Source organism: Lysinibacillus fusiformis (genome assembly GCF_002845985.1).
In the GTDB taxonomy this organism is placed as follows: domain Bacteria; phylum Bacillota; class Bacilli; order Bacillales_A; family Planococcaceae; genus Lysinibacillus; species Lysinibacillus fusiformis_D.
Map to the genome: position 1 here is coordinate 132,527 of NZ_PDFK01000001.1, position 26,641 is coordinate 159,167.

Annotated in this window: 29 protein-coding genes; 4 read left to right on the plus strand and 25 right to left on the minus strand. The window is 39.9% G+C overall.

All coding sequences use genetic code 11. The annotated features are described in order from the left end of the window. Window positions 1-98: 98 nt before the first annotated feature. From CRI88_RS00760 to panB, 4 genes are all read right to left on the minus strand, one after another. On the minus strand, window positions 99-2,204 hold the full coding sequence (locus tag CRI88_RS00760) for a 5'-nucleotidase C-terminal domain-containing protein (RefSeq protein WP_036124509.1): 2,106 nt from the start codon (window positions 2,202-2,204) through the stop codon (window positions 99-101). 264 nt (window positions 2,205-2,468) lie between these two features. Then, entirely contained in the window at window positions 2,469-2,852 is a 384-nt protein-coding gene (gene panD, locus CRI88_RS00765; protein WP_036124512.1) for an aspartate 1-decarboxylase, read from the minus strand. 2 nt (window positions 2,853-2,854) lie between these two features. Beyond that, window positions 2,855-3,709, minus strand: coding sequence for a pantoate--beta-alanine ligase (gene panC, locus CRI88_RS00770; protein WP_036124514.1), 855 nt, complete (start codon window positions 3,707-3,709; stop codon window positions 2,855-2,857). Then, entirely contained in the window at window positions 3,706-4,545 is an 840-nt protein-coding gene (gene panB / locus CRI88_RS00775; protein ID WP_101966332.1) for a 3-methyl-2-oxobutanoate hydroxymethyltransferase, read from the minus strand. The genes panC and panB overlap by 4 nt, the downstream gene beginning before the upstream one ends. A 429-nt stretch (window positions 4,546-4,974) precedes the next feature. On the opposite strand from panB, the gene CRI88_RS00780 reads away from it, so the two are divergent. From CRI88_RS00780 to CRI88_RS00790, 3 genes are read left to right on the plus strand one after another with little or no spacing between them, the layout of a single operon-like run. Further along, window positions 4,975-5,295 carry a PadR family transcriptional regulator gene (locus tag CRI88_RS00780; RefSeq protein WP_036124518.1) on the plus strand — a complete coding sequence of 107 codons (321 nt, stop codon included), beginning with the start codon at window positions 4,975-4,977 and terminating at the stop codon, window positions 5,293-5,295. Beyond that, complete coding sequence (locus tag CRI88_RS00785; protein WP_036124520.1) at window positions 5,288-5,890, plus strand: DUF1700 domain-containing protein; 603 nt, start codon at window positions 5,288-5,290, stop codon at window positions 5,888-5,890. The genes CRI88_RS00780 and CRI88_RS00785 overlap by 8 nt, the downstream gene beginning before the upstream one ends. Continuing rightward, on the plus strand, window positions 5,891-6,727 hold the full coding sequence (locus CRI88_RS00790) for a DUF4097 family beta strand repeat-containing protein (RefSeq protein WP_058844260.1): 837 nt from the start codon (window positions 5,891-5,893) through the stop codon (window positions 6,725-6,727). A gap of 46 nt (window positions 6,728-6,773) precedes the next feature. Here CRI88_RS00790 and CRI88_RS00795 read toward each other — a convergent pair whose 3' ends face one another. From CRI88_RS00795 to CRI88_RS00820, 6 genes are all read right to left on the minus strand, one after another. Beyond that, window positions 6,774-7,757: a biotin--[acetyl-CoA-carboxylase] ligase gene (locus CRI88_RS00795; protein WP_058844259.1), complete on the minus strand. Its 984-nt coding sequence runs from the start codon at window positions 7,755-7,757 to the stop codon at window positions 6,774-6,776. 165 nt (window positions 7,758-7,922) lie between these two features. Beyond that, window positions 7,923-9,092 (minus strand): CCA tRNA nucleotidyltransferase, encoded by a 1,170-nt coding sequence (locus CRI88_RS00800; protein ID WP_036124526.1) that lies wholly within the window; start codon window positions 9,090-9,092, stop codon window positions 7,923-7,925. Further along, window positions 9,079-10,224, minus strand: a complete 1,146-nt coding sequence (bshA, locus tag CRI88_RS00805; protein WP_101966333.1) for an N-acetyl-alpha-D-glucosaminyl L-malate synthase BshA — start codon at window positions 10,222-10,224, stop codon at window positions 9,079-9,081. The genes CRI88_RS00800 and bshA overlap by 14 nt, the downstream gene beginning before the upstream one ends. Before the next feature lie 33 nt (window positions 10,225-10,257). Continuing rightward, complete coding sequence (mgsA, locus tag CRI88_RS00810; RefSeq protein WP_036124530.1) at window positions 10,258-10,662, minus strand: methylglyoxal synthase; 405 nt, start codon at window positions 10,660-10,662, stop codon at window positions 10,258-10,260. Between the two features lie 19 nt (window positions 10,663-10,681). Further along, window positions 10,682-11,479, minus strand: coding sequence for a 4-hydroxy-tetrahydrodipicolinate reductase (gene dapB / locus CRI88_RS00815; RefSeq protein ID WP_058844256.1), 798 nt, complete (start codon window positions 11,477-11,479; stop codon window positions 10,682-10,684). Then, window positions 11,479-11,814, minus strand: a complete 336-nt coding sequence (locus CRI88_RS00820) for a nucleotide pyrophosphohydrolase (RefSeq protein WP_036124534.1) — start codon at window positions 11,812-11,814, stop codon at window positions 11,479-11,481. The genes dapB and CRI88_RS00820 overlap by 1 nt, the downstream gene beginning before the upstream one ends. 115 nt (window positions 11,815-11,929) lie before the next feature. Between CRI88_RS00820 and CRI88_RS00825 the strand changes: the two genes are divergently transcribed. After that, complete coding sequence (locus CRI88_RS00825; RefSeq protein ID WP_004232676.1) at window positions 11,930-12,799, plus strand: YitT family protein; 870 nt, start codon at window positions 11,930-11,932, stop codon at window positions 12,797-12,799. A 55-nt stretch (window positions 12,800-12,854) separates the two neighbouring features. On the opposite strand, the gene CRI88_RS00830 is transcribed toward CRI88_RS00825, so the two are convergent. The 15 genes from CRI88_RS00830 to CRI88_RS00900 all read right to left on the minus strand — a co-directional run bounded on the left by CRI88_RS00830 (window position 12,855) and on the right by CRI88_RS00900 (window position 26,586). Continuing rightward, entirely contained in the window at window positions 12,855-13,529 is a 675-nt protein-coding gene (locus CRI88_RS00830; RefSeq protein ID WP_058844265.1) for a zinc metallopeptidase, read from the minus strand. A gap of 60 nt (window positions 13,530-13,589) precedes the next feature. After that, window positions 13,590-14,186: a lipoprotein heptaprenylglyceryl N-acetyltransferase LhaT gene (locus CRI88_RS00835; protein WP_058844255.1), complete on the minus strand. Its 597-nt coding sequence runs from the start codon at window positions 14,184-14,186 to the stop codon at window positions 13,590-13,592. A 317-nt stretch (window positions 14,187-14,503) separates the two neighbouring features. Continuing rightward, window positions 14,504-15,277, minus strand: a complete 774-nt coding sequence (locus CRI88_RS00840; RefSeq protein ID WP_036123182.1) for a menaquinol-cytochrome c reductase cytochrome b/c subunit — start codon at window positions 15,275-15,277, stop codon at window positions 14,504-14,506. 41 nt (window positions 15,278-15,318) lie between these two features. Beyond that, window positions 15,319-15,993 carry a menaquinol-cytochrome c reductase cytochrome b subunit gene (gene qcrB, locus CRI88_RS00845; protein WP_036123184.1) on the minus strand — a complete coding sequence of 225 codons (675 nt, stop codon included), beginning with the start codon at window positions 15,991-15,993 and terminating at the stop codon, window positions 15,319-15,321. Between the two features lie 19 nt (window positions 15,994-16,012). Continuing rightward, on the minus strand, window positions 16,013-16,519 hold the full coding sequence (locus CRI88_RS00850) for a QcrA and Rieske domain-containing protein (protein WP_036123187.1): 507 nt from the start codon (window positions 16,517-16,519) through the stop codon (window positions 16,013-16,015). A 154-nt stretch (window positions 16,520-16,673) separates the two neighbouring features. After that, window positions 16,674-17,123, minus strand: coding sequence for a YpiF family protein (locus tag CRI88_RS00855; protein ID WP_036123190.1), 450 nt, complete (start codon window positions 17,121-17,123; stop codon window positions 16,674-16,676). Window positions 17,124-17,268: 145 nt separating this feature from the next. Then, window positions 17,269-17,826, minus strand: a complete 558-nt coding sequence (locus CRI88_RS00860) for a ReoY family proteolytic degradation factor (RefSeq protein WP_036123193.1) — start codon at window positions 17,824-17,826, stop codon at window positions 17,269-17,271. A 14-nt stretch (window positions 17,827-17,840) separates the two neighbouring features. Beyond that, window positions 17,841-19,109 (minus strand): tetratricopeptide repeat protein, encoded by a 1,269-nt coding sequence (locus CRI88_RS00865; RefSeq protein ID WP_080717083.1) that lies wholly within the window; start codon window positions 19,107-19,109, stop codon window positions 17,841-17,843. 95 nt (window positions 19,110-19,204) lie between these two features. Further along, window positions 19,205-20,491, minus strand: a complete 1,287-nt coding sequence (aroA, locus tag CRI88_RS00870) for a 3-phosphoshikimate 1-carboxyvinyltransferase (protein ID WP_058844254.1) — start codon at window positions 20,489-20,491, stop codon at window positions 19,205-19,207. Window positions 20,492-20,550: 59 nt separating this feature from the next. Beyond that, window positions 20,551-21,648, minus strand: coding sequence for a prephenate dehydrogenase (locus tag CRI88_RS00875; protein WP_058844253.1), 1,098 nt, complete (start codon window positions 21,646-21,648; stop codon window positions 20,551-20,553). After that, entirely contained in the window at window positions 21,645-22,745 is a 1,101-nt protein-coding gene (gene hisC / locus CRI88_RS00880; protein ID WP_058844252.1) for a histidinol-phosphate transaminase, read from the minus strand. The genes CRI88_RS00875 and hisC overlap by 4 nt, the downstream gene beginning before the upstream one ends. 18 nt (window positions 22,746-22,763) lie before the next feature. Then, a complete protein-coding gene (aroH, locus tag CRI88_RS00885) occupies window positions 22,764-23,132 on the minus strand; it encodes a chorismate mutase (RefSeq protein ID WP_036123206.1) in 369 nt (122 codons plus the stop codon). After that, a complete protein-coding gene (gene aroB, locus CRI88_RS00890; RefSeq protein ID WP_058844251.1) occupies window positions 23,129-24,220 on the minus strand; it encodes a 3-dehydroquinate synthase in 1,092 nt (363 codons plus the stop codon). The genes aroH and aroB overlap by 4 nt, the downstream gene beginning before the upstream one ends. Before the next feature lie 3 nt (window positions 24,221-24,223). Beyond that, window positions 24,224-25,405, minus strand: a complete 1,182-nt coding sequence (aroC, locus tag CRI88_RS00895; protein WP_036123213.1) for a chorismate synthase — start codon at window positions 25,403-25,405, stop codon at window positions 24,224-24,226. A 407-nt stretch (window positions 25,406-25,812) separates the two neighbouring features. Beyond that, window positions 25,813-26,586, minus strand: a complete 774-nt coding sequence (locus tag CRI88_RS00900) for a CheR family methyltransferase (RefSeq protein ID WP_036123217.1) — start codon at window positions 26,584-26,586, stop codon at window positions 25,813-25,815. Window positions 26,587-26,641 lie beyond the last annotated feature (55 nt).

Consider the following 26,641-nt stretch of genomic DNA (forward strand, 5'->3'; position numbering starts at 1 on the left):
GAGCCGCTTCATCCATACAAAAAACGCAACCTTAGAGGAAGCCCCTAAGGTTGCGTAAAAGAAAATACGATTACCTGTTTACCTAATCAATCAGAAGTTTATTGTTTTTTAGCTAGGTCAACAATACGACCTTCTGTTGTTGTTTTCACTTCTTTTAGGGATAGTAATTGCTCTTGAAGGTTTTCCCAGTCAGACAAGCCTAAATCTGTAACACGACCTTCTTCATATGCTTTTGCAAACATATCAAAGCCATCTCCACCTTTAGCCGTGTATGCATTCGTTGCTACTGTATACCGTTTATCATCCTGCAACGGAACGTACTTACCTGTCGCTTTGTCGAAGTACTCCACAGATACAACACGTGAGCCTGCTTCTTTCGATGAATCATATTGTAATTTTGCCCCAGCGATGTGCAGGAAGCCACCATTTTCATTCGGTACATTTTTCAATGATACTTCAAACGCAGCTTTTAGCTCAGCACCAGTTGCGTCCATTAATGCTAATGTATTACCAAATGGTAAGACTGTAATAACCTGACCAACAGTAATATTACCTGCTGGAATTGCTTCTCGGATACCTCCTCCGTTTTGCAATGCCATTACAACTGTTTTATCTGTAAATTTTTGTGCTTTTGCTAACATACCATCAGTAATAATATTACCTAGAGCTGTTTCATTGCTACGCACACTTTCAAGACTAGTTTCACTTGAACGAGGGTTGGCTAATGCTTCTTTCAGTGTTACACCAATTTCTTTGTTGTTCACTTCATCTACTTTTGCTTTATACGGTGCAAGCAGCTTCACTAATTTCTTATCTTCCGCTACTTTACCAAGGTCAATTAATTCACCTTTATACTTTGTGACAACACCATCTCCATCAAATGTTACATCGAGTGTACCTAAATATTTTACATACTCATTTGCTTGTACAATTAATGTAGCATCTTTTGCTTCGCCAACCGTGTTTGTGTCAACTACAAATGGTTCCTCTAATTTTGTATGATCATGACCACCAACAATGACATCAATGCCTGGTACGTTTTGTGCTAGTAAAATATCATTATCCACATTAGGGTTATCATTATAACCGATATGTGTTAAAGCGATAATTTTGTTGACGCCCATTCCTTCAAAGGCAGCCACTGCTTTTTCCGCTTCCTCGATATAGTTTGTAAATTTCACTTTGTTTGGAGAAGCAATATCTTTCGTTTCTTCTGTCGTTAAGCCGAAAATACCCACTTTTTCTCCATTGATTTCTTTCACGATACCTGAATAAATTTTACCGTTTTCAGGCTCACTTGAAATTAAATCTGTAAATAAACCAGTGAATTTGTCATCTGCTGAGAAATCTGTATTGGCATCCACAAATGGGAATTTAGCACCTTTAATAAAGTCTACTAGTGCTTGATGGCCTTCAGGTGATGAACCTAAATCAAATTCGTGGTTACCAAATACCATGGCGTCAAAGCCGATTTCATTTAATAATGCTAAGTCTGCTTGTCCATGGAATTCGTTAAAGTATAGTGTACCGCTAAATGCATCACCAGCATGTAATGTTAGAACATTCTCCTTTGCTGCACGTTGCTCCTTTACAGCTGTTGCTAATTTAGGTAGTTCATTTGCACGAGCGTGTGTATCATTTACATGTAAAATTGATAAAGTAAATCCATCTTCTGGCGTTGATTTTGTTAGGGCTTCTGCAATCACAGTTGCTAACTGTCCACGTGTAACATTTTCGCTAGCCGCATGGTTTTTTACACTTTCTAGCTCTGGTAATGTTGGAATAGACGACAAGATTTTTGCTAAATCACCATGTGTAATTGTTTGGTTTGGACGGAATGTTTTGTCCCCATAGCCTGAAATAACTTTTAGCTCTACAAGCGCTGCAATGGAACCATAATATGGATTGGATGCACCAATATCCGTAAAGTTAGGATTCTCAACATCTTTCGTATCCAGCTTTAAGGCACCTGCAATCATTTTAGCAGCCTGTCCACGTGTGACATTTGTATCAGGTTTAAATGTACCATCTGGGTATCCGCTAATAATCCCCGCTGCATAAAGAGTAGCGATGCCATCAAAGTCTGCATGACTTTCTTTTACATCTGAAAAAGGACTTGCTGCCGATACTGGTGCTACTGCTACCGCTGTTACAGCTAACGCTGCGGCAGTTGCTGTTAAAAATTTGTTACGTTTATTTTCCATTACAAATGATACCTCCACTAGTAAAATGATGTACTAACAACTAAATTCTACATAAATATGACACAAAATACTAGAACATTCGAATTTTTTTACAAAATTATAATCTTAAAACTAGTTTAATAATAAGAAAGGAAAAATTTTTCCAAAACTTTTGTAATGGATACGAATACAGAAAAAAGGAGGATCGGCTATACTTTGCCATCCTCCTATCTAATATCAAATTATAAATTGCTGCGTCCATCTTAATGAATGCTACTCACTTCACTACATCACTGTTGCTTCTGGCTCATGTGCAATCATTTCTTTAATAGTATTGCCCTCTCCCATAATGGCCACTGTTGGTTTATGCTCTTTGGCTTCATGATTATCCACATAGACATAGGAAATAATGATCACAATATCACCACGTTGCACAAGTCGCGCTGCTGCACCATTCACACAAATTACGCCTGAACCTCGTTCACCAGCAATGATATATGTTTCAAAACGAGCACCATTATTATTATTCACGACATGTACTTTTTCATTTGCTAGCATACCTACTGCATCTAAAATATCTTCATCAATTGTTATGGAGCCGACGTAATTTAAATCCGCCTGTGTCACTGTTGCACGGTGGATTTTACTATTCATCATCATACGTAACATATTTACAGTCCTTCTTTCACAGTAAAGATACAATTATCGATTAAGCGTGTTTTACCTATATAGACAGCTGCTGCCAACAGAGCTTGCTGTGTCGTAGCAGTCACGGGTGTTAAATCTGGGTAAGCTAATATTTGGATATAGTCAATCTGACCATGCGTTCGTGCATGAATATGAGCTTTTGCTTTAGCCAGTGCACGCACAGCATCACCATTCGCTAGAAAGCTATCACGTGCCAATTGTAATGCTTCATAGATGGCTGGGGCCTCCTGTCGCTCTGTCTCACTTAAATAGACATTGCGAGAAGATTTCGCTAAACCGTCTTCCTCACGGACAATTGGGACAACACGTATTTCTAATGGGAAATTAAAATCACGTACCATCGTTGCAATAATGGCAACTTGCTGTGCATCCTTTTGTCCAAAATAAGCCCGAGTTGGTTGTGCTAAGTGAAATAATTTCGAGACAATCTGTAACACGCCATCAAAGTGGCCTGGACGACTCGCACCACAAAGAATGGTTGCTTGCTCACCAGCCTGTATACGGATGCCACCATCGTGGGGATACATTTCTTCCACACTTGGTGCAAACATAATATCAACACCAACAGACTGTGCCAATGCAGTATCTCTAGGTAAATCACGAGGATAGCTTTCAAAATCTTCATTTGGTCCAAATTGTGTTGGGTTGACGAATATACTCATAACGACTACATCATTTTCAGCACGAGCTGTTTGTGCCAATGTTAAATGACCTTCATGTAAATAGCCCATCGTCGGAACAAGTCCAATGGTTTGATGAGCCTGCTTGGCTGCGTTTATTTCTTCAGCTAATGCTTGTATGGTAGTTACGACTCTCATGCTTGGACGCCCCCATATAACTTATCTAATGCTTCTTCTTTCATCGTAAAGAAATGCTTTGGTGCAGGGAAAGTACCTGCTTTCACAGCTTCAACATAGCGAACCATGCCAGCGCTTGCTTCTTTGCCCATATCGGCAAATTGTTGAACAAACTTCGGCACATGATGTGAGCCGTAGCTTAACATGTCATGATACACCAGCACTTGTCCATCAGCTTCTACTCCTGCACCAATGCCAATGGTCGGAATCATTAAACTAGCGGAGACAACCTCAGTCAGCTGGTGAGGGATACATTCTAATACGACTGCACAAGCACCCGCTTCTTCGCATTGTTTTGCTTCTTCAATTAACGTGGCAGCCTGTTCAGCCGTTTTTCCTTGTACTTTATAACCGCCTAGCACCCCTGCTGACTGTGGCAATAAACCTAAATGAGCAACAACAGGAATACCAGCTGATGTTAATTTACGAATGACAGCAATAACCTCACCCGCTCCCTCTACCTTTAAGGCATCAGCCCCAGTTTGTTGCATCATCGCAATGGCTGTTGTTAATGTTTCATTGACATCGCCATGATAAGAACCGAATGGCATATCCACGACCATAAACGTATCCTTTGCTCCACGTCGAACCGCTTTAGCATGATGAATCATATCCGCTACAGTCACTGGCATTGTAGAATCATAGCCAAGCACGACCATTCCAAGTGAATCACCGACCAGTATCATATCGACACCAGCGTCTTCAGCGAATGTAGCAGCCGGATAATCATAGGCCGTCACCATTACGATTTTTTCGCCTGCTGCTTTCATCTTTAAAAAATCTGTCGCCGTTTTCATGTTGTAGTCCTCCTTTTTTAAGGGAAGAAAACAGAAAAACCCCTCTGTACCGAAAAAGGACAGAAGGGTAGTGTTTCGTTCATTGGAAAAAACCTCATCAAGAGGCAATAGCTTACAAAAAGAAAGCTATTTGAACGTATCGTTTTCTTCCGTCCCTGTCTAAAAAGATCAAGGCAGATATTGGTTAATATGGGATCTTGCGCTTTTGAAGGTGCCGTTCACAATGGATACTGCCCTTCAGCTCATACTATAACAGATTCTCCTACTAATCTTCAAATATTATTTTTTTACAATATCATCGTTTAACGACATTGGTAAAATTTATCTTTCATTAGAATTGACAATTAATGCTATACGTCATATACTATCCACATACTATACGTCATATAATATAAAATGAAGTATAGGTACTATATGTGAGGTGGAGAGATGACATTTCAGCTTGGTTCAGCTTTACTTGATGCTTGTGTATTGGCTATCGTCGATAAAGAGGACGCCTATGGCTATTCTTTAACACAGCAAGTACAATCGGTCATGGAGATTTCGGAGTCTACACTGTACCCAGTATTACGCCGCTTACAAAAAGCACATTACTTAACAACATACGATCAGCCCTATCAAGGTAGAAATAGACGCTATTATCAAATTACAGAGCAAGGACGTATACGATTATTAGAGCTATTAAAAGAATGGCAAGTGTATAAGGAAAAGGTTGATTGTGTACTTTTAGGAGGGAATTTAGATGGATAGAGCAAGCTATTTGAAACAGCTACGAGGAAAATTACGTCGGCTTCCTGCGCATGAGTTAGATGCTGCACTTACTTATTATGAAGAATACTTTGCGGAAGCAGGAGAGGAAAATGAGCAACAGGTCATGTCGCAACTTGGCTCCCCTTCTCATGTCGCCTCACAAATATTAGCTGATTTCGCACTAAAGGATTTGGAAACCTCCTCAGCCAAATCAACGAAAAAGAATATGTCAGCCATTTGGCTCATTATTCTAGCCATATTGTCTGCGCCACTTTCACTGCCATTACTGGCAACAGCTATTGCACTTATTTTTTCATTCGGCGCAGTCATCGTCAGCTTGATCCTGGCTATTATCGCGACAGTCATTAGTATTTTTGCTGGTGGCATCGTAGCCCTTATTTCAGGCTTCTTGATTTTAACAGAGCATTGGCCTACTGCACTGCTCTTTATGGGTGCGGGATTGGTTGTAACGGGCTTAGGTGTCCTACTCTTTCCTTTTGTCACACGTTTTATTAAGAAAACGGTTCTTGTTTCTGTTGAAGCATTAGGAAGACTATTCCACAAAATAACGAAAAAACGGAAAGGGGGCTTCTAAATGACATCCAAAAATACCCTTATCGCCATGACAATGATTGCATTAGGTATTTTACTTGCATTGGTTGGTTATTTTTCGGGCGGTCGCTGGCTTATTTTCAAAGATGCCGACGGTCTTCACGTCCCAAGCCATACAAATCTAGTGAGTCAATCACATGAGTTAGATACGTTTATAAGTATTAATATAGTGAATGACTATGGAGATATTGAAATTATTGCGAGAGATAATGACTATAGATTAGAGACACAGGTCTTTGAGCAGCAAGACGTAACCTATCATATAGACAATGGTGTTTTAACGATTGAAACAAAGGCGAAGAAAAGGGATGGTTTTCAATTTGGCTTTAATAACTTTTCTTCTCCCTCTATCAAGCTCTATGTCCCGAAAGATACAAAAGTAGAGTCAGTTGTAATAGACAGTGATTTTGGTGATACAGCTGTTCGTGGATTACATTATGAGGAGCTTCAACTCATGCAAGATTACGGAGATATTACCTTCACTAACACGACTGGTGACAAAACAGAGATTACACAGTCCTTTGGTGATTTGACGCTCCAACAATATGCTAGTAACGGCATTAGCATTGAAAGTGAGCATGGTGACATCACTATAGATGGTACATTAAATGGTCAATCCACCATTTCTTCTAGCTTTGGTGATATGACACTTCACTTACAAAACAAACAAAGTGATTTAGGCTATGACTTAAAAACTAGTTTCGGTGATATTACGATGGATGGTGAAGAACAAAGTGGCAAGGTGACGCAAGTAAATAATGGTGACCATCAACTGCATGTTTCCTTATCACATGGTGATTTAGATGTATCACTGAAGTAAAGCTGAATTCAAGAAGCTGCAAGAAAAATTCCTTGCAGCTTCTTTTCTATAATATTTTGATATCCCCTGCATAAATCGTTCGGATTATCCCATTGTCCTGAGTAAGCTGTAGAACACCATCATCTGTAATTCCACTAGCAATCCCTTCAAAACGTTCACGTAATGTCTTCACCTCTATACGTTGACCAATTGTACAGGATAATTGCTGCCATAGCGTTTTGATACTCGCGAAGCCCTCTTTCACATATAACTCTGTAAATTGTTCTAAATAGTGCAAGATAGATGCCACAAGGGCTGCGCGGTTGATTTCTTCTCCAGCCTCTAATCGTAATGAAGTAGCTATATCTGCTATATCAGGTGAAAAATCAGCCTCTGCTTGGTTCGCATTTATGCCAATCCCAACAAGTAAAGCTTGCACAAGATCAGCCTCTGCCTGCATCTCCGTTAAAATACCTGTACATTTTTTGCCATTAATTAATAAATCGTTGGGCCATTTAATGGCTGGTTCTACATGCTTATATAATGTTTTGATAGCCATTGTAACTGCTACTGCCACCACAAGTGTATAGGAGGATGCCTGTTGGGGGGTAACATCAGGTCGTACAATAATGGTCATCCAAATCCCAGTACCATGTGCAGATTCCCAAGGACGCGCCATACGGCCACGCCCCGCTGTTTGTTCCTCACCAATAATGATCGTACCGTGTGGGGCTCCTTCTTGAGCTAGCTTATGCGCAATCGTTTGTGTAGAATCTACCACATCATAATAATGGATTTCACGTCCAAAATGCGCTGTCTTTAAAAAGAGCTCAATTTGGGTTGGATTCAAGCTATTAGGTACACCCGTCAATACATACCCCTTTTTCTTGATGGTTTCAAATGTATACCCTTCCTCCTGCAATGTCTGCATATGCTTCCAGACAGCCGTCCGAGAGACACCCAAAGAATCTGCTAATTCCTGACCTGAAACTGCTTCACCATCAGCAGCCAGTATTCTTTTTAAAATTTCGTCTTTCATGGAAATTGTCATCTTCACATCAATCCTTTAGTCAACTATGCTATTTTTTATGTAACCTATTTTGTCTTTATCATACTGTAAATCAGTCTAAATGACCACCAAAGATAAAAGCCGTCCCATGTTTCTGAGACGGCTGCTTGTTGTATATTGTGTTAGCCATAAGTCAGCCCCGCTTTCCTAGAAATAGTGCTGCTCTAGCCAGTTTTTAATCTGTTGTCGATCATTTTGGAGTTCATGATGAATAATAGCGCTCAACATGTCCTCCAATGCATCTTTTAGCCATGGTCCACCCTTTTTTCCAGACCATTTTAATAAATCCGCCCCATTCACCACTAAATCTTGCTTTTGCTGAATGGGCAGCATTGCCTGTAATTCTCGAATAGACAGCTGTGGTAGCGCTGCGTCCAATTGGCGAAGCCGTGCAAAATATTGGGCAGCCTCTAACTCTTGTGCTGTGTACATAAAATAATGGGTATTTGTCCATCCCTCTTTTAACGCTTCATATGCGCTCAAAACCGATTTGACAAACGCCATTTCTTTATTAGATAGGCGGTAATCTCTCACTATCTCTCGCCAATCTGTCCCTTGCAGTAAGGCAAAATAAGCCCAGCCCAAGAGCTTGTCCTCTGTATGAAAGCCACGCCAATACTCAGCCTGAAAGTCACCTGGTAAATAGGCAGCCAAACCACTTTCCTCTAATTTTTGAATACCACCAAAAACTGCTTGTCCTACCCATAGCTTATCGAGCTCTGCTTTGATCCGTTCCCTTGCGATAAAAGCAATATCAGATGCTCTAGTTTGAATCGCAGACATTGTATCTGCTGCTATGGCAAAATCAAGCTGTGCTGAAAAGCGTACCGCTCGCAGCATGCGTAAAGCGTCTTCTGAAAAACGTTGTTGTGCATCTCCTACTGCTCGAATCATATGCTTTTCAATATCTTGGTAACCACCGTAATAATCCACATAAGAGCCATCAAGACGCATTGCAATGGCATTCATCGTAAAGTCTCGACGTTGTAAATCTTCTTGCAGTGAACGTACAAATTGTACTTTTTCTGGACGACGGTGATCCGTGTATTCCCCGTCTGTCCGATAGGTAGTCACTTCAACAGGTCCAGCGGGTACGATAACAAGTACCGTCCCATGCTGAATCCCAATATCTACAGTTCGTGGAAATACCGATTTCACTTCTTCAGGCAAGGCATTTGTAGCAACATCTACATCATGAGCTGGGCGATTAAGTAAAGTATCCCTTACAGCGCCACCCACAATAACTGCCTCATAGCCAGCCTGTTCTAGTTGTTCAATGACTGAATAGGCTGCCTGCCATTCTTTATTGTTTTGCATGATTTCTTTCCGCAACCTTCTCATACATTTTTTCATATTGTTCAACAATTTTAGATGAGTGGAATTTGTTATCTACTGCACGGATGGCCGCTTCCCGGAAACGCAATAATAGCTCTTCATCCTGCAGTAAATGGGTCGCATACGCTGCAACTGCATCTGTGTCCCCTAATTCCACAATATAGCCATCTACACCATGTTCAATAACTTCTGGTATACCGCCTACATTTGACCCAATACAAGGTACGCCACAAGCCATTGCTTCTAATAAAACCAGTCCAAACGATTCCTGCTGTGAAAGTAGTAGTTTCATATCGCTAATCGCATATAATTCTGCTAAATTTTCCTGTTTCCCTAAAAATAAAACATCCTTCATATACAGACTTTCCTTTACTTGATCCATGACACGATGCTTTTCTGGACCATCTCCTACCAATAAGAGTTTCGCCTTCATATTAGCCCGAATTTTCATAAAGGCATCTATAATATCCGGAAGATTCTTAATTTTACGGAAGTTTGACACATGAATAAGCACTTTTTCATCTTCTTGAATACCAAATTGCTCTTTTAAATTTCCTGAATTACGAGGATAGTACTCACGCTCATCCACAAAGTTATAAATCGTTTCAATTGGTTTTACTGTATCAATCAATTCATAGGTTTGTTCTTTTAATGCATGTGACACCGTTGTCACAATATCAGATTTATCAATTCCATACTTAATGGCTTGTGACAACGTAGAATCTTGCCCAAGCACCGATATATCTGTGCCATGAAGGGTTGTGACGATGCCAACATCTCGACCACTCATTTCACGTGCTAATACCGCACATACCGCATGTGGGATGGCATAATGCACATGCAACACATCCAACTCTTCATCCTTAATGACGTCTGCCATTTTACTCGCTAATGCAATATCGTATGGAGAATATTGAAACACTGAATAATTATTAACTTCGACTTCATGGAAAAAGACGGTTGGATAAATTTTATTCAATCGAAATGGTACGCTTGAGGTGATGAAATGAATTTCATGTCCTCTTTCTGCAAGCATTTTGCCTAATTCTGTTGCAATGACACCAGAGCCACCAACTGTAGGATAACAGGTAATGCCGATTTTTAGCTTTTTCATTCGATGATCATCCTTTCTAAATCACGTCTTTTATTAGTTACGTCTTTCTTGTATCAGTCTCCAATCCACAAAGCCCTCTTGTAGGCCTTTTAATAATATTTCTGCTGTTCCCATATTTGTTGCCAGTGGCACTTGGTAAACATCACAAAGACGGATAAGTGCAGAAACATCTGGCTCATGTGGTTGTGCTGTTAATGGATCACGGAAAAAAATAACCATGTCCATATCGTTATTGGCAATCATAGCACCAATTTGTTGGTCGCCACCAAGCGGCCCCGAACGAAAACGTGTGACTTCTAAACCAGTAGCTTCAATGACACGTTGTCCCGTTGTTCCAGTAGCATATAGCGTATGTTCAAGTAAAATATCTTTGTAAGCAATAGCAAACTGTACTAAATTGTCTTTTTTACGATCATGTGCAATCAATGCGATTTTCATATAGCTTCCATCCCAATCTTTAGATGATGTTTTCTAAACCATAAACAAGCTGATCCATTTTCATAACCTCTTCTATGCAAAATGCAACGCCTGACATGAAGGAGTTTCGGTTTAATGAATCATGGCGAATCGTCAGTAGCTGCCCATCTCCTCCAAATAATACTTGCTGGTGTGCCACTAAACCAGGTAAACGAACGGAGTGAATGCGCATGCCATCAAAGTCTCCACCTCTTGCACCTTTAATGGTTTCCTTTTCCTCTGGGTGTCCTTGAGTCTTTTGCATACGGGCCTCTTGTATTAGCTGTGCTGTTTTTAACGCTGTCCCAGATGGTGCATCGAGCTTTTGATCATGGTGCATTTCAATAACCTCTACATCTGGTAAGTATTTGGCCGCTTCTTTTGCAAATTTCATCATTAGGATAGCGCCAATCGCAAAGTTTGGTGCAATAATGCAACCCAACTCTTTTTCTTTGGCCATGGCTGATAATTCTTCTAGTTGTGTATCTGTAAATCCTGTTGTACCAATTACAGGTCGTACATTTAAATTCAATGCTTCCTTAGTATGCTTATAGACTGCATGTGGGTTGGTTAAATCTACTAATACATCTGGTGCAGTGACTTCTACAAGGTCATGCATTTCAGTAAATATAGGTACCGTATAGCTTGCTGGAAACATGTCTAAATCAGCTAATGTTTTTCCTACTTCCTTATAATCTAGTACAGCTACTAATTCCATTTTGTCATGTTTCATGACCGTATGTACAGCCTCAGCCCCCATTTTTCCTCTTGCACCCGCAATGGCTACACGAATCGACATCATTCTTCATCCTTTCTAGTCCAACGATCCTTATCTCTAGTTTCAAATTTATGTATGACGCGTAAAAGTGCTTCATCTAGTTTAATACCTTGTGCATTTGCAAAACATACTAGTACAAAGAGAAAATCTCCTAGCTCTTCTTCAATGCTATTTGTGTCCTCTGTGCTTTTTTTCTTTTTTTGGCCATATACATCCTGAACCTCACGTGACAGTTCACCTAATTCTTCTGTTAAACGCGCAAGTAGCTCAAATGGTGGGAAATAGCCTTCTTTAAATTGTCCTATATAATCATCAACACGCTGTTGCAATGCTTGCATTGTTAATTGATCTGTCATTATCATCACGCTCCTATTTACCATCCTATAAAATTTACACCATTGTTGTCAAAACCAATAAAATGTCAGATAATAGATAACATTACTTCATTTGTTTGGAACTACAGGAGGTCAAATGCTAAAACAGATTAAAATTCGTAATATTATCGCAATTATGCTCGGAGCCGCCGTTTTTAGCTTCGGCTTTGTTCACTTCAACATCCAAAATCAGCTGGGTGAAGGTGGGCTAAGTGGGATTACACTCATACTGTACTTTACATTAGGATGGGACCCCGCCTTAATGAACCTATTATTAAATATTCCCATGTTTATCATAGGTTATCGATTGCTTGGAAAGAAATCATTTGTCTATACACTTGTCGGCACTTTATCTGTCTCTCTTTTTCTAAAGATTTTTCAAAAATACCAATTTACCATTCATTTAGAGGATGACATGTTACTTGTGGCACTTTTTGCTGGTGTCTTCGTCGGACTTGGACTTGGTATTGTTTTTCGCTTTGGCGGCACTACAGGTGGAGTCGATATTTTGGCTCGGCTTGGTCATAAATATTTTGGCTGGAGTATGGGGAAAACTATGTTTGTCTTCGATGCCATTGTCATTATCCTTTCGTGGCTAACGTTCTTAGATGCTCGATCGATGATGTATACACTAGTTGCTGTATTTGTAGGTGCTCGTGTTATTGACTTTGTCCAAGAAGGTGCCTACGCTGCACGTGGTGCTCTTATTATATCTGAAAAGTCTGGTGCAATTGCTGAAACGATCGCGCTACGAATGGAGCGAGGGATAACGATCTTAGAAGGTCATGGTCATTTTACCAAACAGCCTAAAGAAGTGATCTATTGTGTCATTGGCCGCAATGAAGTTGTACGATTAAAATCAATTGTGCATGAAGTCGACCCGCACGCCTTTGTTTCCATTATAGAAGTACGAGATGTGGCTGGGGAAGGCTTCACCTTAGACGATCAAAAGCAGCCACTGCATTAAGCATACGAAGATAAAAAACTTGCTATAGTGGTGTACCACTATAACAAGTTTTTTCTTAGTCGTCGCTACGCATATTTGTAAAAATTAACACTAAACGTAATAACTCAAGTACGGCTACTGCTGCCGCCGCTACATATGTTAGCGCTGCTGCACTTAACACTTTTCGTGCCGGACGTTCTTCTTCATTTGTAACAATACCTAATGAATTCATTTGAACTAAGGCACGCTTTGAAGCATCGAATTCCACTGGCAGTGTCACTAATTGGAAAACAACACCTGCTGCTAATAATATGATACCTAACAGCAAGAAATTCGTACTACTTGCAAAAATACCAATCATTACAAAAATCCAAGACATATTAGACGAAATATTTGCTACGGGAACGAGCTTACTACGTAATGTAAGCATAGAATAAGCTTCTTTATGTTGGATGGCGTGACCTACCTCATGGGCAGCAACCGCAGCACCTGCAACACTCGCTTCATAAAAGTTACTTTCTGATAAAGCAACTGTTTTTGTTGCCGGATTATAATGATCAGACAACACACCTTGCGTTGGCACAACTCGTACATCATATAAGCCGTTCGCATCTAAAATCGCACGCGCTACCTCTGCACCAGTCTGCCCCTTCATTGTACGTTGTTTTGCAAACTTCTTATACGTCCCCTTTACCTTCATCTGTGCATAAAGTGGGAGCAGCATAATAATGGCAAAATAAACAATATACATGCTAGTTGACAATTTTCTAACCCCTTTCTACCTCAATACTATAATTCTATAATTTATACCTTAATTCGGCAAATATTTGCGCTGCCTAATTGAGAAAATCGCAAGAAAAATACACGCAATGGATAACCAAAACGTAAAGTAACCAATATAGCTTGTGTATTGAGCTAAATCTCGATACATAGGCATTTGACCAAACACATAGTCAATGACATCATTATGCAATGTCCACACTGCTGCTATAGCTACATGCCAATAAGTGAAGACATACTTCTTCAAATAAAGTATAGCTTGGACTGCCATAGCAAAATGCGATCCAACTAACATCCAGCCCTGCCAGCCAATGGTACCAGTTTCAATCAATGTCCAAATATTCATAACATCTGCCCAAAGACCATACTTCACCAATGTAACGAGAGCGAGCACCTCCATTAGTGGCCAGCTTTTTCCTATAATCCACGCTATCAGCACAAAACAGAAGAATAGGCTAGCTGTCGGGCTATCAGGAACAAAAATATAAAAAATCGGCTTGGTAATAGCCAGCTGCCAACCGTACCAATAATAGCCGTAAATTGTCCCTAATAGATTAATAATGAGCAGTGCTATTAAGAATGATTTATGGGTCAGAAGATACCAAATATTTGCTCTTGTTAGTTGCATGAAGTCAACTCCTTCCGTTCTTAAAAAACATTCGTTATGTATTGTTCTGAAATCCTAGAGCAATCCCTCTACATTTCAATTGTTCCTCACCATCAATATGTGTTAGTTTGTTGATTTAATGCGCTTATTTGTCCCATTAATTTTGCCGCTGATGCTTCACTTTCGATACAACTAATACTTGCTGAATCCAGACAAAATAATATTTTTCGACATTTTTCGCTAAAAATTCTTATACCAGGGAACCTTTTAACTTGGCTCTCAGTCCCAATAGTATAACAAGGTAGAAAAAAAGAGCCAGTTCCCTGACTCTTTTACTATTACTCTGCTTTTAAACTTTCGATGAATTCAGCAAGTTTTTGAAGATCTTCATCTGAACCTGTCCATAATCCTGGTGGCATTTTACCGCTCTCAGTACCGTTATGAGCAATGTCCTTAATTTGATCAGCAGTTAAACCTGTGTTCATTAGAGTAGGCGCTCCAGCTCCACCTTCTAAACCTTCACCGTGACATGTAATACATGCTGAACCAGCGTAAACTTTATAACCTTCTGATTCTTTATCGAACTCAACTGTTTCTACAATCGCACCCATAGCTTTTTGAGCTTCCCAGTCGTGGTTAACAACTGACTCCCAAGTTAGGTAGAACATAGCAGCTAAAGTTAATAACATGAACGCTGTTGGTAATGGACGTTTAGATGGACGACGTTCTGGACCCTTGTCTAAAAATGGCATTAATAATAGCGCTCCAAATGCAAGACCTGGAATTACAATAGCTCCGATTACATTGTATGGACCAGAAGCAAATGAGTATTTTAAAAGTTGATACATAAATAAGAAGTACCAGTCCGGTAGCGGTGTATATGCTCTAGTTGGATCTGCCGGCCCTTCAAGTGGTGACGGGTGAGCGACAGTTAATAATAAGTATCCAATTAAAAATACAGCACCTACCATCCATTCCTTCAGTAAGAAGTTCGGCCAGAAAGCTTCCGTCTTACCTGGATATTCGGAATAATCCTTTGGAACATTCGGCATTCTGTGATTCGCTTTAATACGAGAATCGCCGACAAATTTCATTCCTTTTCCGCGATGCATAGTGTCCCCTCCTTTTAAAGATCATCGAACCGTCAAGACAATTACAACGGTCCTGAAATTCCTTGACGACGAATCATGATAAAGTGCGCTGCAAGTAACCCAAACAATACTGCAGGTAAGAAGAATACATGAATCGCAAAGAATCGAGTTAACGTTTGAGCACCAAGAATCGTAGTGTCACCCGCTAATAATATTTTAATCATCCCACCGATAAACGGTACAGATGCAGCAATTTCGATACCTACTTTAGTAGCGAATAATGCTTTCATATCCCATGGTAATAAGTATCCTGTAAAGCCAAGACCCATCATTACACCAAAAATACCTACACCAACCATCCAGTTTAACTCACGAGGTTTTTTATAAGAACCTGTGAAGAATACACGAAGTGTATGTAAGAACATCATTACGATAACTAATGAAGCTCCCCAGTGGTGCATACCGCGTACGATTTCACCAAATGCTACTTCGTTTTGTAAATAATAAACTGATTTCCAGGCATTCACAACGTCTGGTACATAGTACATTGTTAGGAACATACCAGATAGAATTTGAATTACTGTGATGAAGAATGTTAATCCACCAAAGCAATAAACGAATGCTGAAAAATGATGTGCAGGGTTAACGTGCTCTGGCACTTCGTGGTCGGCAATATCACGCCAAATCGGTGTAATATCTAGGCGTTCATCGACCCAATCATAAATTTTATTTAGCACTGTTGTCGTACCCCCTTACTTATTTAACTAGAGTATTTGCTTTTGCTGGACCAATCATTAAATAGCCATCTTTTTCTTGTACTTCAAATTCATCCAACGGACCTAGAGGCGGTGTACCTGCAACGTTTTTCCCGTTTTTCTCGTAACGACCTGCGTGACATGGGCAGAAGAATTGATCTGGGTGTCCAGAATCTCCACTCCAATCAACCATACATCCTAAATGCTTACAAACAGGTGATAGAGCAATGATTTGATCGCCATTTTTATAAACCCACGCTACGTTTGTAACATTCGATTTGTACCATGCATCCACTTGCTCGAATGAAAAGTCAACTTTGACAGGCTCTTCAGTGAGGTCAGCGATTTTATGCTCTGTTTCTACAAAATCTCCACCATCATGCTTTTGTAACACTGGATCAATTGCAAAGCGAAGCATCGGCATTAACATACCTGCCGCCATAAATCCACCTACACCAGTAAGAGTATAACTTAGAAATTGACGACGTGAAACTCGATTATTACTCATTATTTTCCCCCCTCTAACTTAAAGGTCAGTCCAACGGACATACTTTTACAAATAGTAATACTAGGACATATATATGATATATCAAGTCCATAGCTTGGTCAATATAGCATTCTGTGGAAAGCTGGAGAATGTGAACATTTATTGAAACTAATTGTTAAATCTGTGCCCATTTAGTCGAAAGCATTGGAATCACCTGGCGTAATTGATCTTCTAAAATAGATTTTTTCACACTTGCATCCATGCTCTCTAACGGAATAGCTGGTAACCAAACTATATTGACTTTCTCTTCACTCTTTGTCCAATAGTGGTCACAAGTAATGAAGAACACATGCTTAAATCCAGCATTATGTAATTGTGCTTCTAATTGCTGTGGAAATTCATCGTTTTTTAAATTTGTCATATAAGAAAATGGTGGCATAACTAATAAACGGCCTTTGAACTGTTGCTCTATAAACGAAGTTAAAGACATAACAAAATCTACTTCGGCACCACTCTGTTTCATTTTTTCAGAAGAGAGATCGATGGATACAAGTGGAACAATAGCGGTATCAATGAAATCCTTCTGTGCCAGAAACGATGTCACATCGTTTGCATTAAAATACATTCAACAAACCTCCTTTTATCGCAAAATAAAAATGCCCTTATCCACTCTAAAATAGGATACCCAATTAAAAGTGAAAACAATCATTCATTCACTAGTAATGTTACCATATTGAAGTGGATAAAGGACATTCAATTTTTACCTATGATTAACGTAAATTAGCCGTTTCCTTTAATGCTTGTAACAAATTAGACAATTCATAAAAGCGTTCTTCATCTCCCTGGTCGAGGGCTTCATCAATTTGTGCGAGTAATTTTTCTTCTTGGAATACGAGTAAGCTATTGGAAAGCAGCTCTTCTGCCAGTAAACGATCTTTTTCACTGACTAGCAGTGTTTCTGGCATATAAGGGTTTTCTTCGAGAACTGCTAAGTATTGTGCACTTGGTGGTATATTTGGAAAATTCAATTGTATATACATATCTTCTTGTTCATGTAAGCGTAAATCATGGAAAGACTTCTCAGCATCTGCTGTCATCACATTGCCTTTGTAGAAACGAAAAGGTACACCTGTTGAGTCTACTGTCGACATCACCATCGCTCTAGGACAATAGTGAGCTTCTTCCACAAATCGGATTCTTTTTAGTAAGTCATCATTGCTTAATAAATAATTTAAAATCCATACACACTCACGACGTTTCAATTGATAATTTTTTAAAAACCATCGAACAAATGCTTTTTTATCAACAACTGATACAGAAGCAGTCATACCCACTCCCTCCTTTACTCAAATTCTAAGGCTTCTAACTTCTCTTGCCACTCTGGTTCACCCGGTTGAATGTTGATTAATTGTCCAAGAACCTCTTTTGCCTCTGAACGTTTTCCTTCCTCTAATAAGAAGTAAACATATTTTTCTAAAAATGTTGCGTCTTCCTTAAAATCATTATATGCCAAACGGTAAAATTCGTATGCACGGTCGTACAATTCTAAATTTTCATATGCCTCTGCTGCAAATGGATATAATGTGCTCCATTCAAAATCATTTTGCTGTAGCGTTTCAAATAATTCGATAACATCCTCATGACGCTCCTGTTGTCCCAACACAGAAATAAGGGCTAATACCGCCTCCATGTACTCAGGATCCAACGCTATAGCTTCTCGCAGATGTTGCTCCGCTTCTTCTGGCAAACCATTTTTCAACGCCATTTTACCAGCAAATAAATACAATGATTTATCATATTCATCGCGTTTTAGCCCCTCTTGAATGGCCCCATAAGCTTTTTTATTATCCTCTGTCATAGCATAGCTTTCCGCAAGCAATAAATAGGCTGAGAAGTAATCCGGATCTAATTCTTTCAATTCCTCTAGTTGTTTAATAGCCATCTCGTACTTTTGTGATTGGAAAGCGGAATAAGCCGCTCCAAATAAAATATCTGGCTTTACCTCATCCTCAAGGGCCTTGACATAATAATCAAAAGCCGTTTCATAGGCAGCCCCTGCACGATACACCTCTGCCAATCGTTCAACAAGTTGAATACCTGCAAATTCATTTTGCTGCTCATATAAGTCTTCGTACAACCTTGCAGCTTCTAAAAAACGACCTGTTTCAAATAAAAGTTCTGCTTTAGCAAAATGTAATAACGGCTCGTCAGGTAAAATCGCTAATGCTTCATTTATACGTTTTTCTGCAACCTCAAATAACCCCTGCATTTGATAATAATCGGCTAGAACTAATAAGGCTTGCGGATATTCTGGTGATGCTTCTTCGATTTCTAATAGTAAATCCAATGCTTCATCTTCATCACCAAGCTCCATTAATACATTTGCACGATCTATTTTTAACTGTGCCTCTTCTGGGAATAAAAATTGTAAATGCTCCAGCACACGGTCAGCTTCTTTCATGTACCCATACTGCATAAAAATCTCAGCGAGTGCATAAATCTCCTCAGGTAGCTCCTTCGTTAAAAATGATTCTAGTAGCTGATCTATTAATGCTAAGTCCCCTTGTTCAAGTGCTTGCATCATTTCAGTCATCGCATTGTTCACAGTCATTCACCTATTCTTTCATTGATACCTTTATGCTACAAAACATTTACCATTGAAACAAGAAAAAACTCCCCAAAAGCTGGAGAGTCTATCTTGAATTGTTATTTCACTGCCTCAATATGTTCAAAGAACGATGGGTAGGATACAGCAATGCATTGTGCATCATCTAATGTTACGGCTCCATCCGAAATTAGAGCTGCAACAGCCCCCATCATACCAATTCGATGATCGCCGTATGTGCGAAGACTTGCACCTTTTAATGGTGTTGGTCCATTAATGATCATTCCATCTTCTGTTGCTTCTATTTGTGCACCTAGCTTTTTCAATTCAGTTACAACCGCCGTGATGCGATCCGTTTCCTTCACTTTTAGCTCCTCAGCATCTTTAATGATTGTTTGACCATGTGCTTGCGTAGCGAGTAAGGCAAGGATCGGAATTTCATCAATTAAACGAGGAATAATGTCCCCCTCAATTGTTGTGCCTGTTAAAGTAGATGTGGCCATTTGAATGGTTGCTGTAGGTTCAGCTTGATTATCCTCATTCGGTGTCACGGTCATTGTTGCGCCCATTTTTTCAAGTACCTCGACAATGCCATCACGCGTTGGGTTAATACCAACATTATTTAATGTTACGTGACTATGCTCACAAATGGCTCCTGCCACTAAGAAGAAGGCTGCCGAGGAAATATCCCCTGGAACAGCAACATGTGTCCCGCTGAGAGACTGTCCGCCTTCAATGGAGACAACGCCATTGTCTACTTCTACCTGTGCACCAAATTGTCGCAGCATTCGCTCTGTGTGATCTCTTGAAACTTCCATTTCTCTAACAATCGTTGTTCCTTCAGCACGCAAGCCTGCTAGTAAAATAGCAGATTTCACTTGTGCACTTGCTACAGGCATCTTGTAATTGATGGCCTGTAGTTTTGTACCTTGTATAGCAAGGGGTGTGTACTGCCCGTCAGCACGCCCTGTAATATGAGCACCCATTTGACGCAGTGGGTCTATCACACGTCGCATTGGTCGTTTGCCGATAGATGCATCCCCCGTCATCACGGAATGAACCGAAGAACCAGCTAAAATACCCAACATTAAGCGTGTTGTTGTGCCAGAGTTACCCGTATACAACACGTCTGTTGGCTCCTGCCAGCCATCCATGCCTGGACTATGAATCGTTACATTAGTTCCTTCGACCTCAATTTGAACGCCAAGCTTCTGGAAGCAATCGATTGTACTTAAACAATCTTCCCCTAGTAAAAAGCCCTCTACTGTCGTTGTCCCGCTAGCAATGGCTCCAAACATGACAGAACGATGGGATACAGATTTATCGCCTGGAATGGTTAAAGTGCCCTGTAAAGAAGGCCTATTGTATTGCAAAATTTTTTCACTCATAAACTTTCTTCCCTTCAATATGAAGATAGAAAGCGCCGAAATACCGACGCTTTCTTATGCTATGAAATATACGTTTCGAAATTTGCTCGTTGTTGGATACATGACGCAGCACGTTCGCGATCATTTTCGCTTTGGAAGCTAATAACGAGAATACCGAAAACATCTTCACGTGATTCAACGATTCGTAGATTCGTAATACTGATCGCTTCATCCGCTAACAAGCCCGTCACTTCTGAAATAACGCCTGGATAGTCAGGAACATCAACATATAAGTCAAATGGCGTATACATGGCCCCTGCACTAATCGGCAATTCATCTCTTAGCTCTTTGGCAACAGAAAAATAGTTTTCAATAGCCTGTGAAGAACCATCCGTCAGCAGTTCCTTAATGCGAGTCATTTCTTTTTCCCAGCCTTCTAACTGAGTAAGTAGCTCCTCACGATTTTGTAGCGTAATATCTCGCCATAAAACGGGGTTCGAGGAAGCAATTCGTGTAACATCACGAAAACCGCCTGCTGCAAGCGAGCGTGTCATCGGGTATTCTCCATTTTCCTCACCTAATTGATGGACCAGTGAGGCTGCGATAACATGTGGAAAATGACTCACCACAGCTGTCATATGGTCATGTTCACTCGCAGATACACTGACTACTTTTGCATGTGTAAATTTTAGCAAACTTTCAAGCTTAGCCATATGAACGATTTCTTCTCCAGCAAGCGGCGTCAGCATATAATACGCATTTTCAAAAAGATGCGCCTTTGCAGCCAACACACCACTTTTATGAGAACCTGCCATTGGATGTCCACCAATGAATGTAATGCCAAGCTCACGTAATTCGCTGGCCTTTTGCATAATTAATTTTTTTGTACTCCCAGTATCTGTTACAATGACTTTATTTTTTAATGGCCATGATTTTAATTGCTCCATCCACGCAAGTGTTGCATTAACAGGTGTACCAAAGATAATGATATCGACATCTGCCGCAACAGCCTGCGGATCTGTGACAATCTCATGCACAATATTTAATGTTTTTGCATGCTCACGTGTTTGTGTATCCATATCATAGCCAATAATTTTTGTTTCGGGTGCTTTTTGCAAAGCAAGGGCAATCGAACCGCCGATTAAGCCTAGCCCAATAACGAGTACTTTGCGTGTCATGCAAATACTCCTTGCTGTGTTAATACTTCGTCAAGCTGGCTAAGTAATGCTGCATTTTGTGCCTCTGTACCAATTGTGACACGGATAAACCCTTGTAATCCTAGAGCATTGCCACTGCGGACAATAAAGCCTCTTTTCATCAGCTCTTGGAAGACAACATCACTATCAGCTTGAGTATCAAAGAAAATAAAGTTCGTATCAGATGGGAAGTATTTTAAATTATGCTTTTCACAGAATTCTACATATTGCTTTTTGCCGTTTTCATTGGCTTCACGACATGCTTCAATGTAAGCTTGATCGCTGAGTGCAATAGCTGCCACAGCTTGACTTAAGATTGTATTATTAAATGGTGCGCGAACAGGATCAAGCTTAGCAATAACGCCAGCTTGCCCAATCGCATAGCCAACACGGAATGAAGCTAGTCCATAGGCTTTAGAAAATGTACGTAATAGAAGTACATTCGGATATTCATCAATGATTGGTAACGTATCCTTATGGCCAGGATGTGTTACATATTCAATGTAAGCTTCATCCAACACGACAAGGACATCGCTTGGTACTTTTGCAAGAAAAGCACGTAATGCCGTATCAGGTATGACAACTCCTGTAGGATTATTTGGACTACATACCCAAACAATCGATGTTTGGTCATCAATTGCAGCTGCCATGCTATCTAAATCGTGGGCACCTTCAACACAAGGAATTTTTCGTACCTCAGCACCTTCAATTTCAGCGTTGTGCCAGTATTGAGAGAAGGAAGGATCCGCCATAATCGTATTTACTCCTGGATACAACAGTGCACGCGTAATAATAGCAATAATGTCATCAGAGCCGTTGCCAAAAAGAAGCTGTGTTTCCTTGACACCTAGATGATCCGCAACAGCTGTACGTAAATTTTGTGCATAGCCATCTGGATAAAGGGCATGATTCACTGCATTATTTTGTAAATAAGCTGTTACCTTAGGTGAGCACCCAAACGGATTTTCATTCGATGCCAATTTAATGACTTCCTTTAAGCCGTATTCACGTTGTACTTCTTCAATTGGTTTCCCTGGCTTATATGCTTGCATACCGTCCAATTGTTGTTTCCACTTCATCTAAAACATCTCCTCTACTTATTTAGCCTGCGCCAAATCTGGTCTTAATTTCACTGCATCGTTGAGATACAAGTGCTTTACATCTTTTTGGGCTACCTCTACGTTCGCATGAATTAATACACGAATACATAAAGGTAAAGCGTTCGGCACATCCATTTCATGTGTACACATAACAGGGACATATTGCCAGCCGTCCATCAAGCGTACTGCACGGGCAGGAAATGCAGAGGTAATATCTGGCGTTGTAGAAATAAGGATTGATGCAATATCATCGATCTCCACATGATTTGCTGCCACAACCTCACGCACTAATCTTGCTGTCTCATCCCATACAAGCTCTGGCCTGTCCGATTCAATTGTTATTGCTCCTCTAAGTCCACGAATCATACAAGCACCTCCGCTAATAACTGTCTATATTCGGCATCTACTTCTTTGCATTCTTCTAAATCAATGGCTCTCACAAAAGGTTTACCTATTTCCTCCAAAAGAACGAACTGTAAAATGCCGTATTCCACTTTTTTATCTTTCATTAAATAACTAGTTAACTGTTCAAATGAATAATCATTCACAGGCTCAAATGGATAGCCATTTTTCACTGCGAACTGTAAAAATGACTTGGTGAAAGCTCGCTCCAGCTTTCCATAACGCTCGCTTAACAATAGGCTATAGACCAACCCCATCATTACGGCTTCTCCATGTGCTACTTTGCCATAACCAGCTGCTGCCTCAATGGCATGTCCATATGTATGGCCTAAGTTTAAAAATTTCCGAACGGACTGCTCTGTTTCATCCTCAGCCACGATTTGAGCTTTCACTTCAATTCCTTTTTTCAGCTGCTTGGCCAGTTCATTTTGATTAAAATGAATCACTGAATCAGCTGTCATTAATTCCTCTAACCAAATAGAATCAGAAATCATCGCATGTTTAATTAACTCTGCTGTTCCTGAACGCACTTCACGTTCGGATAAGCTTTCGGTAAGAGCCGTATCGTAAATAACACCTTCAGGCTGATAAAATGCACCAATCATATTCTTTCCTAACGGATGATTAATAGCTGTTTTACCACCAACTGCAGAATCATGGGCTAAAATGGTCGTTGGAATTTGAATAAAAGGAATTCCACGCATATAGGTTGCCGCAACGAAGCCTGTTAAATCGCCGACAGCTCCACCCCCAAAAGCAAAAACAAATGATTTCCGTGAGCATTTTTGTTCCAATAAAAATGTTTGAGCAGCATTGTATTGTTCAAAGGTTTTACAGGCTTCACCACCAGGTAAAATAAAGACCTCAAAATCATATGGGAAATTTGCCTTGAAATAATCTCCCTGTGCAGCCCAAACATTGCTATCTGTAAATACGATCAGCTTATCTGCTTTTTGAAGTTTATCTGCAAATGCTTGAACAGCTTCAGTTAGAAATTGATGACCGAGAACAACTTCATACTGATCCGATTTTGTTGCAACTGGTACACGCATAAATCAGAACCCCTTTGTATATTGACGATGCTCGTCAATTTGAGCTTGTAATTGAGGTAGTTGATCACTATGAAATTGCTCCAAAATAGCATTCGCTATTTCCCAGGCAATAACATGTTCTGCAACTACTGATGCTGCGGGTACTGCACAGCTATCAGAGCGCTCAACGCTTGCTTTAAATGGCTCTTTTGTTTCGATATCCACACTTTGTAATGGTTTGTATAATGTAGGAATTGGTTTCATGACACCACGTACGACAATCGGCATTCCTGTTGACATACCGCCCTCTAAGCCACCGAGTCGATTCGTTGCTCGTGTGTAGCCCTCTTCTTCAGACCAAATAATTTCATCATGCACTTCAGAGCCTTTACGTCGTGCCATTTCAAAACCTAGACCAAATTCTACACCTTTGAATGCATTGATAGATAGCATGGCTGCTGCTAGTTTCGCATCAAGCTTACGATCATAATGCACATAAGAGCCGACACCTGCTGGCATACCTTCGACAATGACTTCTACAACACCACCGATAGAATCTCCAGCTTTTTTCGCCTCATCAATAGCCTCTACCATTTTGGCAGACGCTACAGGGTCAGCACAGTAACAAGGATCTGCTTCGACAATAGCACGAATTTCTTCTGTTGTTTTTCCTTCTAGTACAGATGTATCTGCCTTAATTCCTACGATTTCAGTCACATGTGCAACAATGGAAATGCCTAATTCATTGAGTAAAGCTTTTGCCACAGAGCCGACTGCTACACGCACAGTTGTTTCACGTGCAGAAGAACGCTCTAATACATTGCGTAAATCACGGTGACCATATTTCATGCCCCCAACTAAATCCGCATGACCTGGACGAGGTCGTGAAATTTGACGCTTAATATCTTCAGGATTAATATCATCTGCTAATGGCTCAGCACCCATAATTTTAGTCCAGTGCTTCCAGTCATCATTTGTTACAACTAGTGCGACAGGAGAGCCAAGTGTTTGACCATGTCGAACACCAGCAACAATCTCTACTGTATCTGTTTCGATTTGCATGCGGCGCCCCCGTCCATGACCTCCTTGGCGTCGTTTTAAATCATGATTAATTTTTTCTGCTGTAATGGGTAAGAGTGACGGTAAACCCTCAATAATTGTCGTTAATTGAGGTCCGTGTGACTCTCCTGCTGTTAAGTAACGCATAAACACTTTCTCCCTTCAACTCGCTAAAGTATGTATTTTTCACTATAACATATATTCTTTAAAAAAACAGTCCTTTTACAAATGTCTTTTCAGTACACCCCATTTCCATCGTTCTAAATGCGAATATTCTGAACGACGTCTATAAAGGAAATCGGTGTACTACTGAAATGGCGTGCTGAATTGTATCCATTACGCTACAGCATAATTGCCGCTGACGTTTCGCCTTCGATACAACATGCATTTGACAAAGTACTCGTTGCACTACTAAAGTGAAGTGCTAAATTTTATAAAAAATACGCCTTTGCTTATGATAAGCGAAAAGCGTATGAAATATCTATGTTTAATACTTGCTTACTATATGTACAAGACTATTTTGGTCGTTTGTACAAAGCTTTTCATCCATATTATTAGCTATTTTTCCGATAGAAGAACGTGTCCTCTACATCAAATTCATAACGTGCTGGATTAAAAATTTGCTCTGTTGAGCCAACAAATAAAATGCCATCTTTGCGCAGGGCTTTACTAAAATTATTATAAATTTGATCTTTTGCATCTTCTGTGAAATAGATCATGACATTGCGACAAACAATTAAATCATAATGGCTGTCGTAGGAATCATTCAGTAAATTATGTTTCTTAAAGGTTACACAACGCTTAATTTCATCCTTCACTCGATAGTAGGAGCCCTCTTGTTCAAAATACTTTGCTTTAATGTCACTTGGCACCTCTGCTAAAGAACGTTCAGGATAAACACCTAATTTCGCTTTTTGTATGACATTCTCATCTAAATCAGTAGCAATAATTTGAATTTGAGATAAAGGCACCAATTGAGATAATACCATTACTAAAGAATATGGCTCTTCTCCTGTTGAACAAGCAGCACTCCAAATTTTTAAACGCTTATTTGTTTGTAATAGCTTCGGCAAGATTTTCTTTTGTAATACTTCCCAACGCTTTCCATTGCGATAAAATTCAGAAACATTAATCGTCATACGATCTAAAAATTCATTCATTAAATCACGATCTTGTTCAAGTGCCTTTAGAAAGTCTACAAAATTACGATAGCCCTTTTTCTCATAAAGAGAGGTTAATCGTCTTTTCATTTGCGCTTCTTTATATAACGCTAAATCTATTCCTGTTTTGCGCTTAATACCTTCTATAAATTGTTCATAATCAGACATATGGTCATCTTCCCCTCTAGCGTCGTATTTCCATTATAGCGGAAAAGTCCCAATC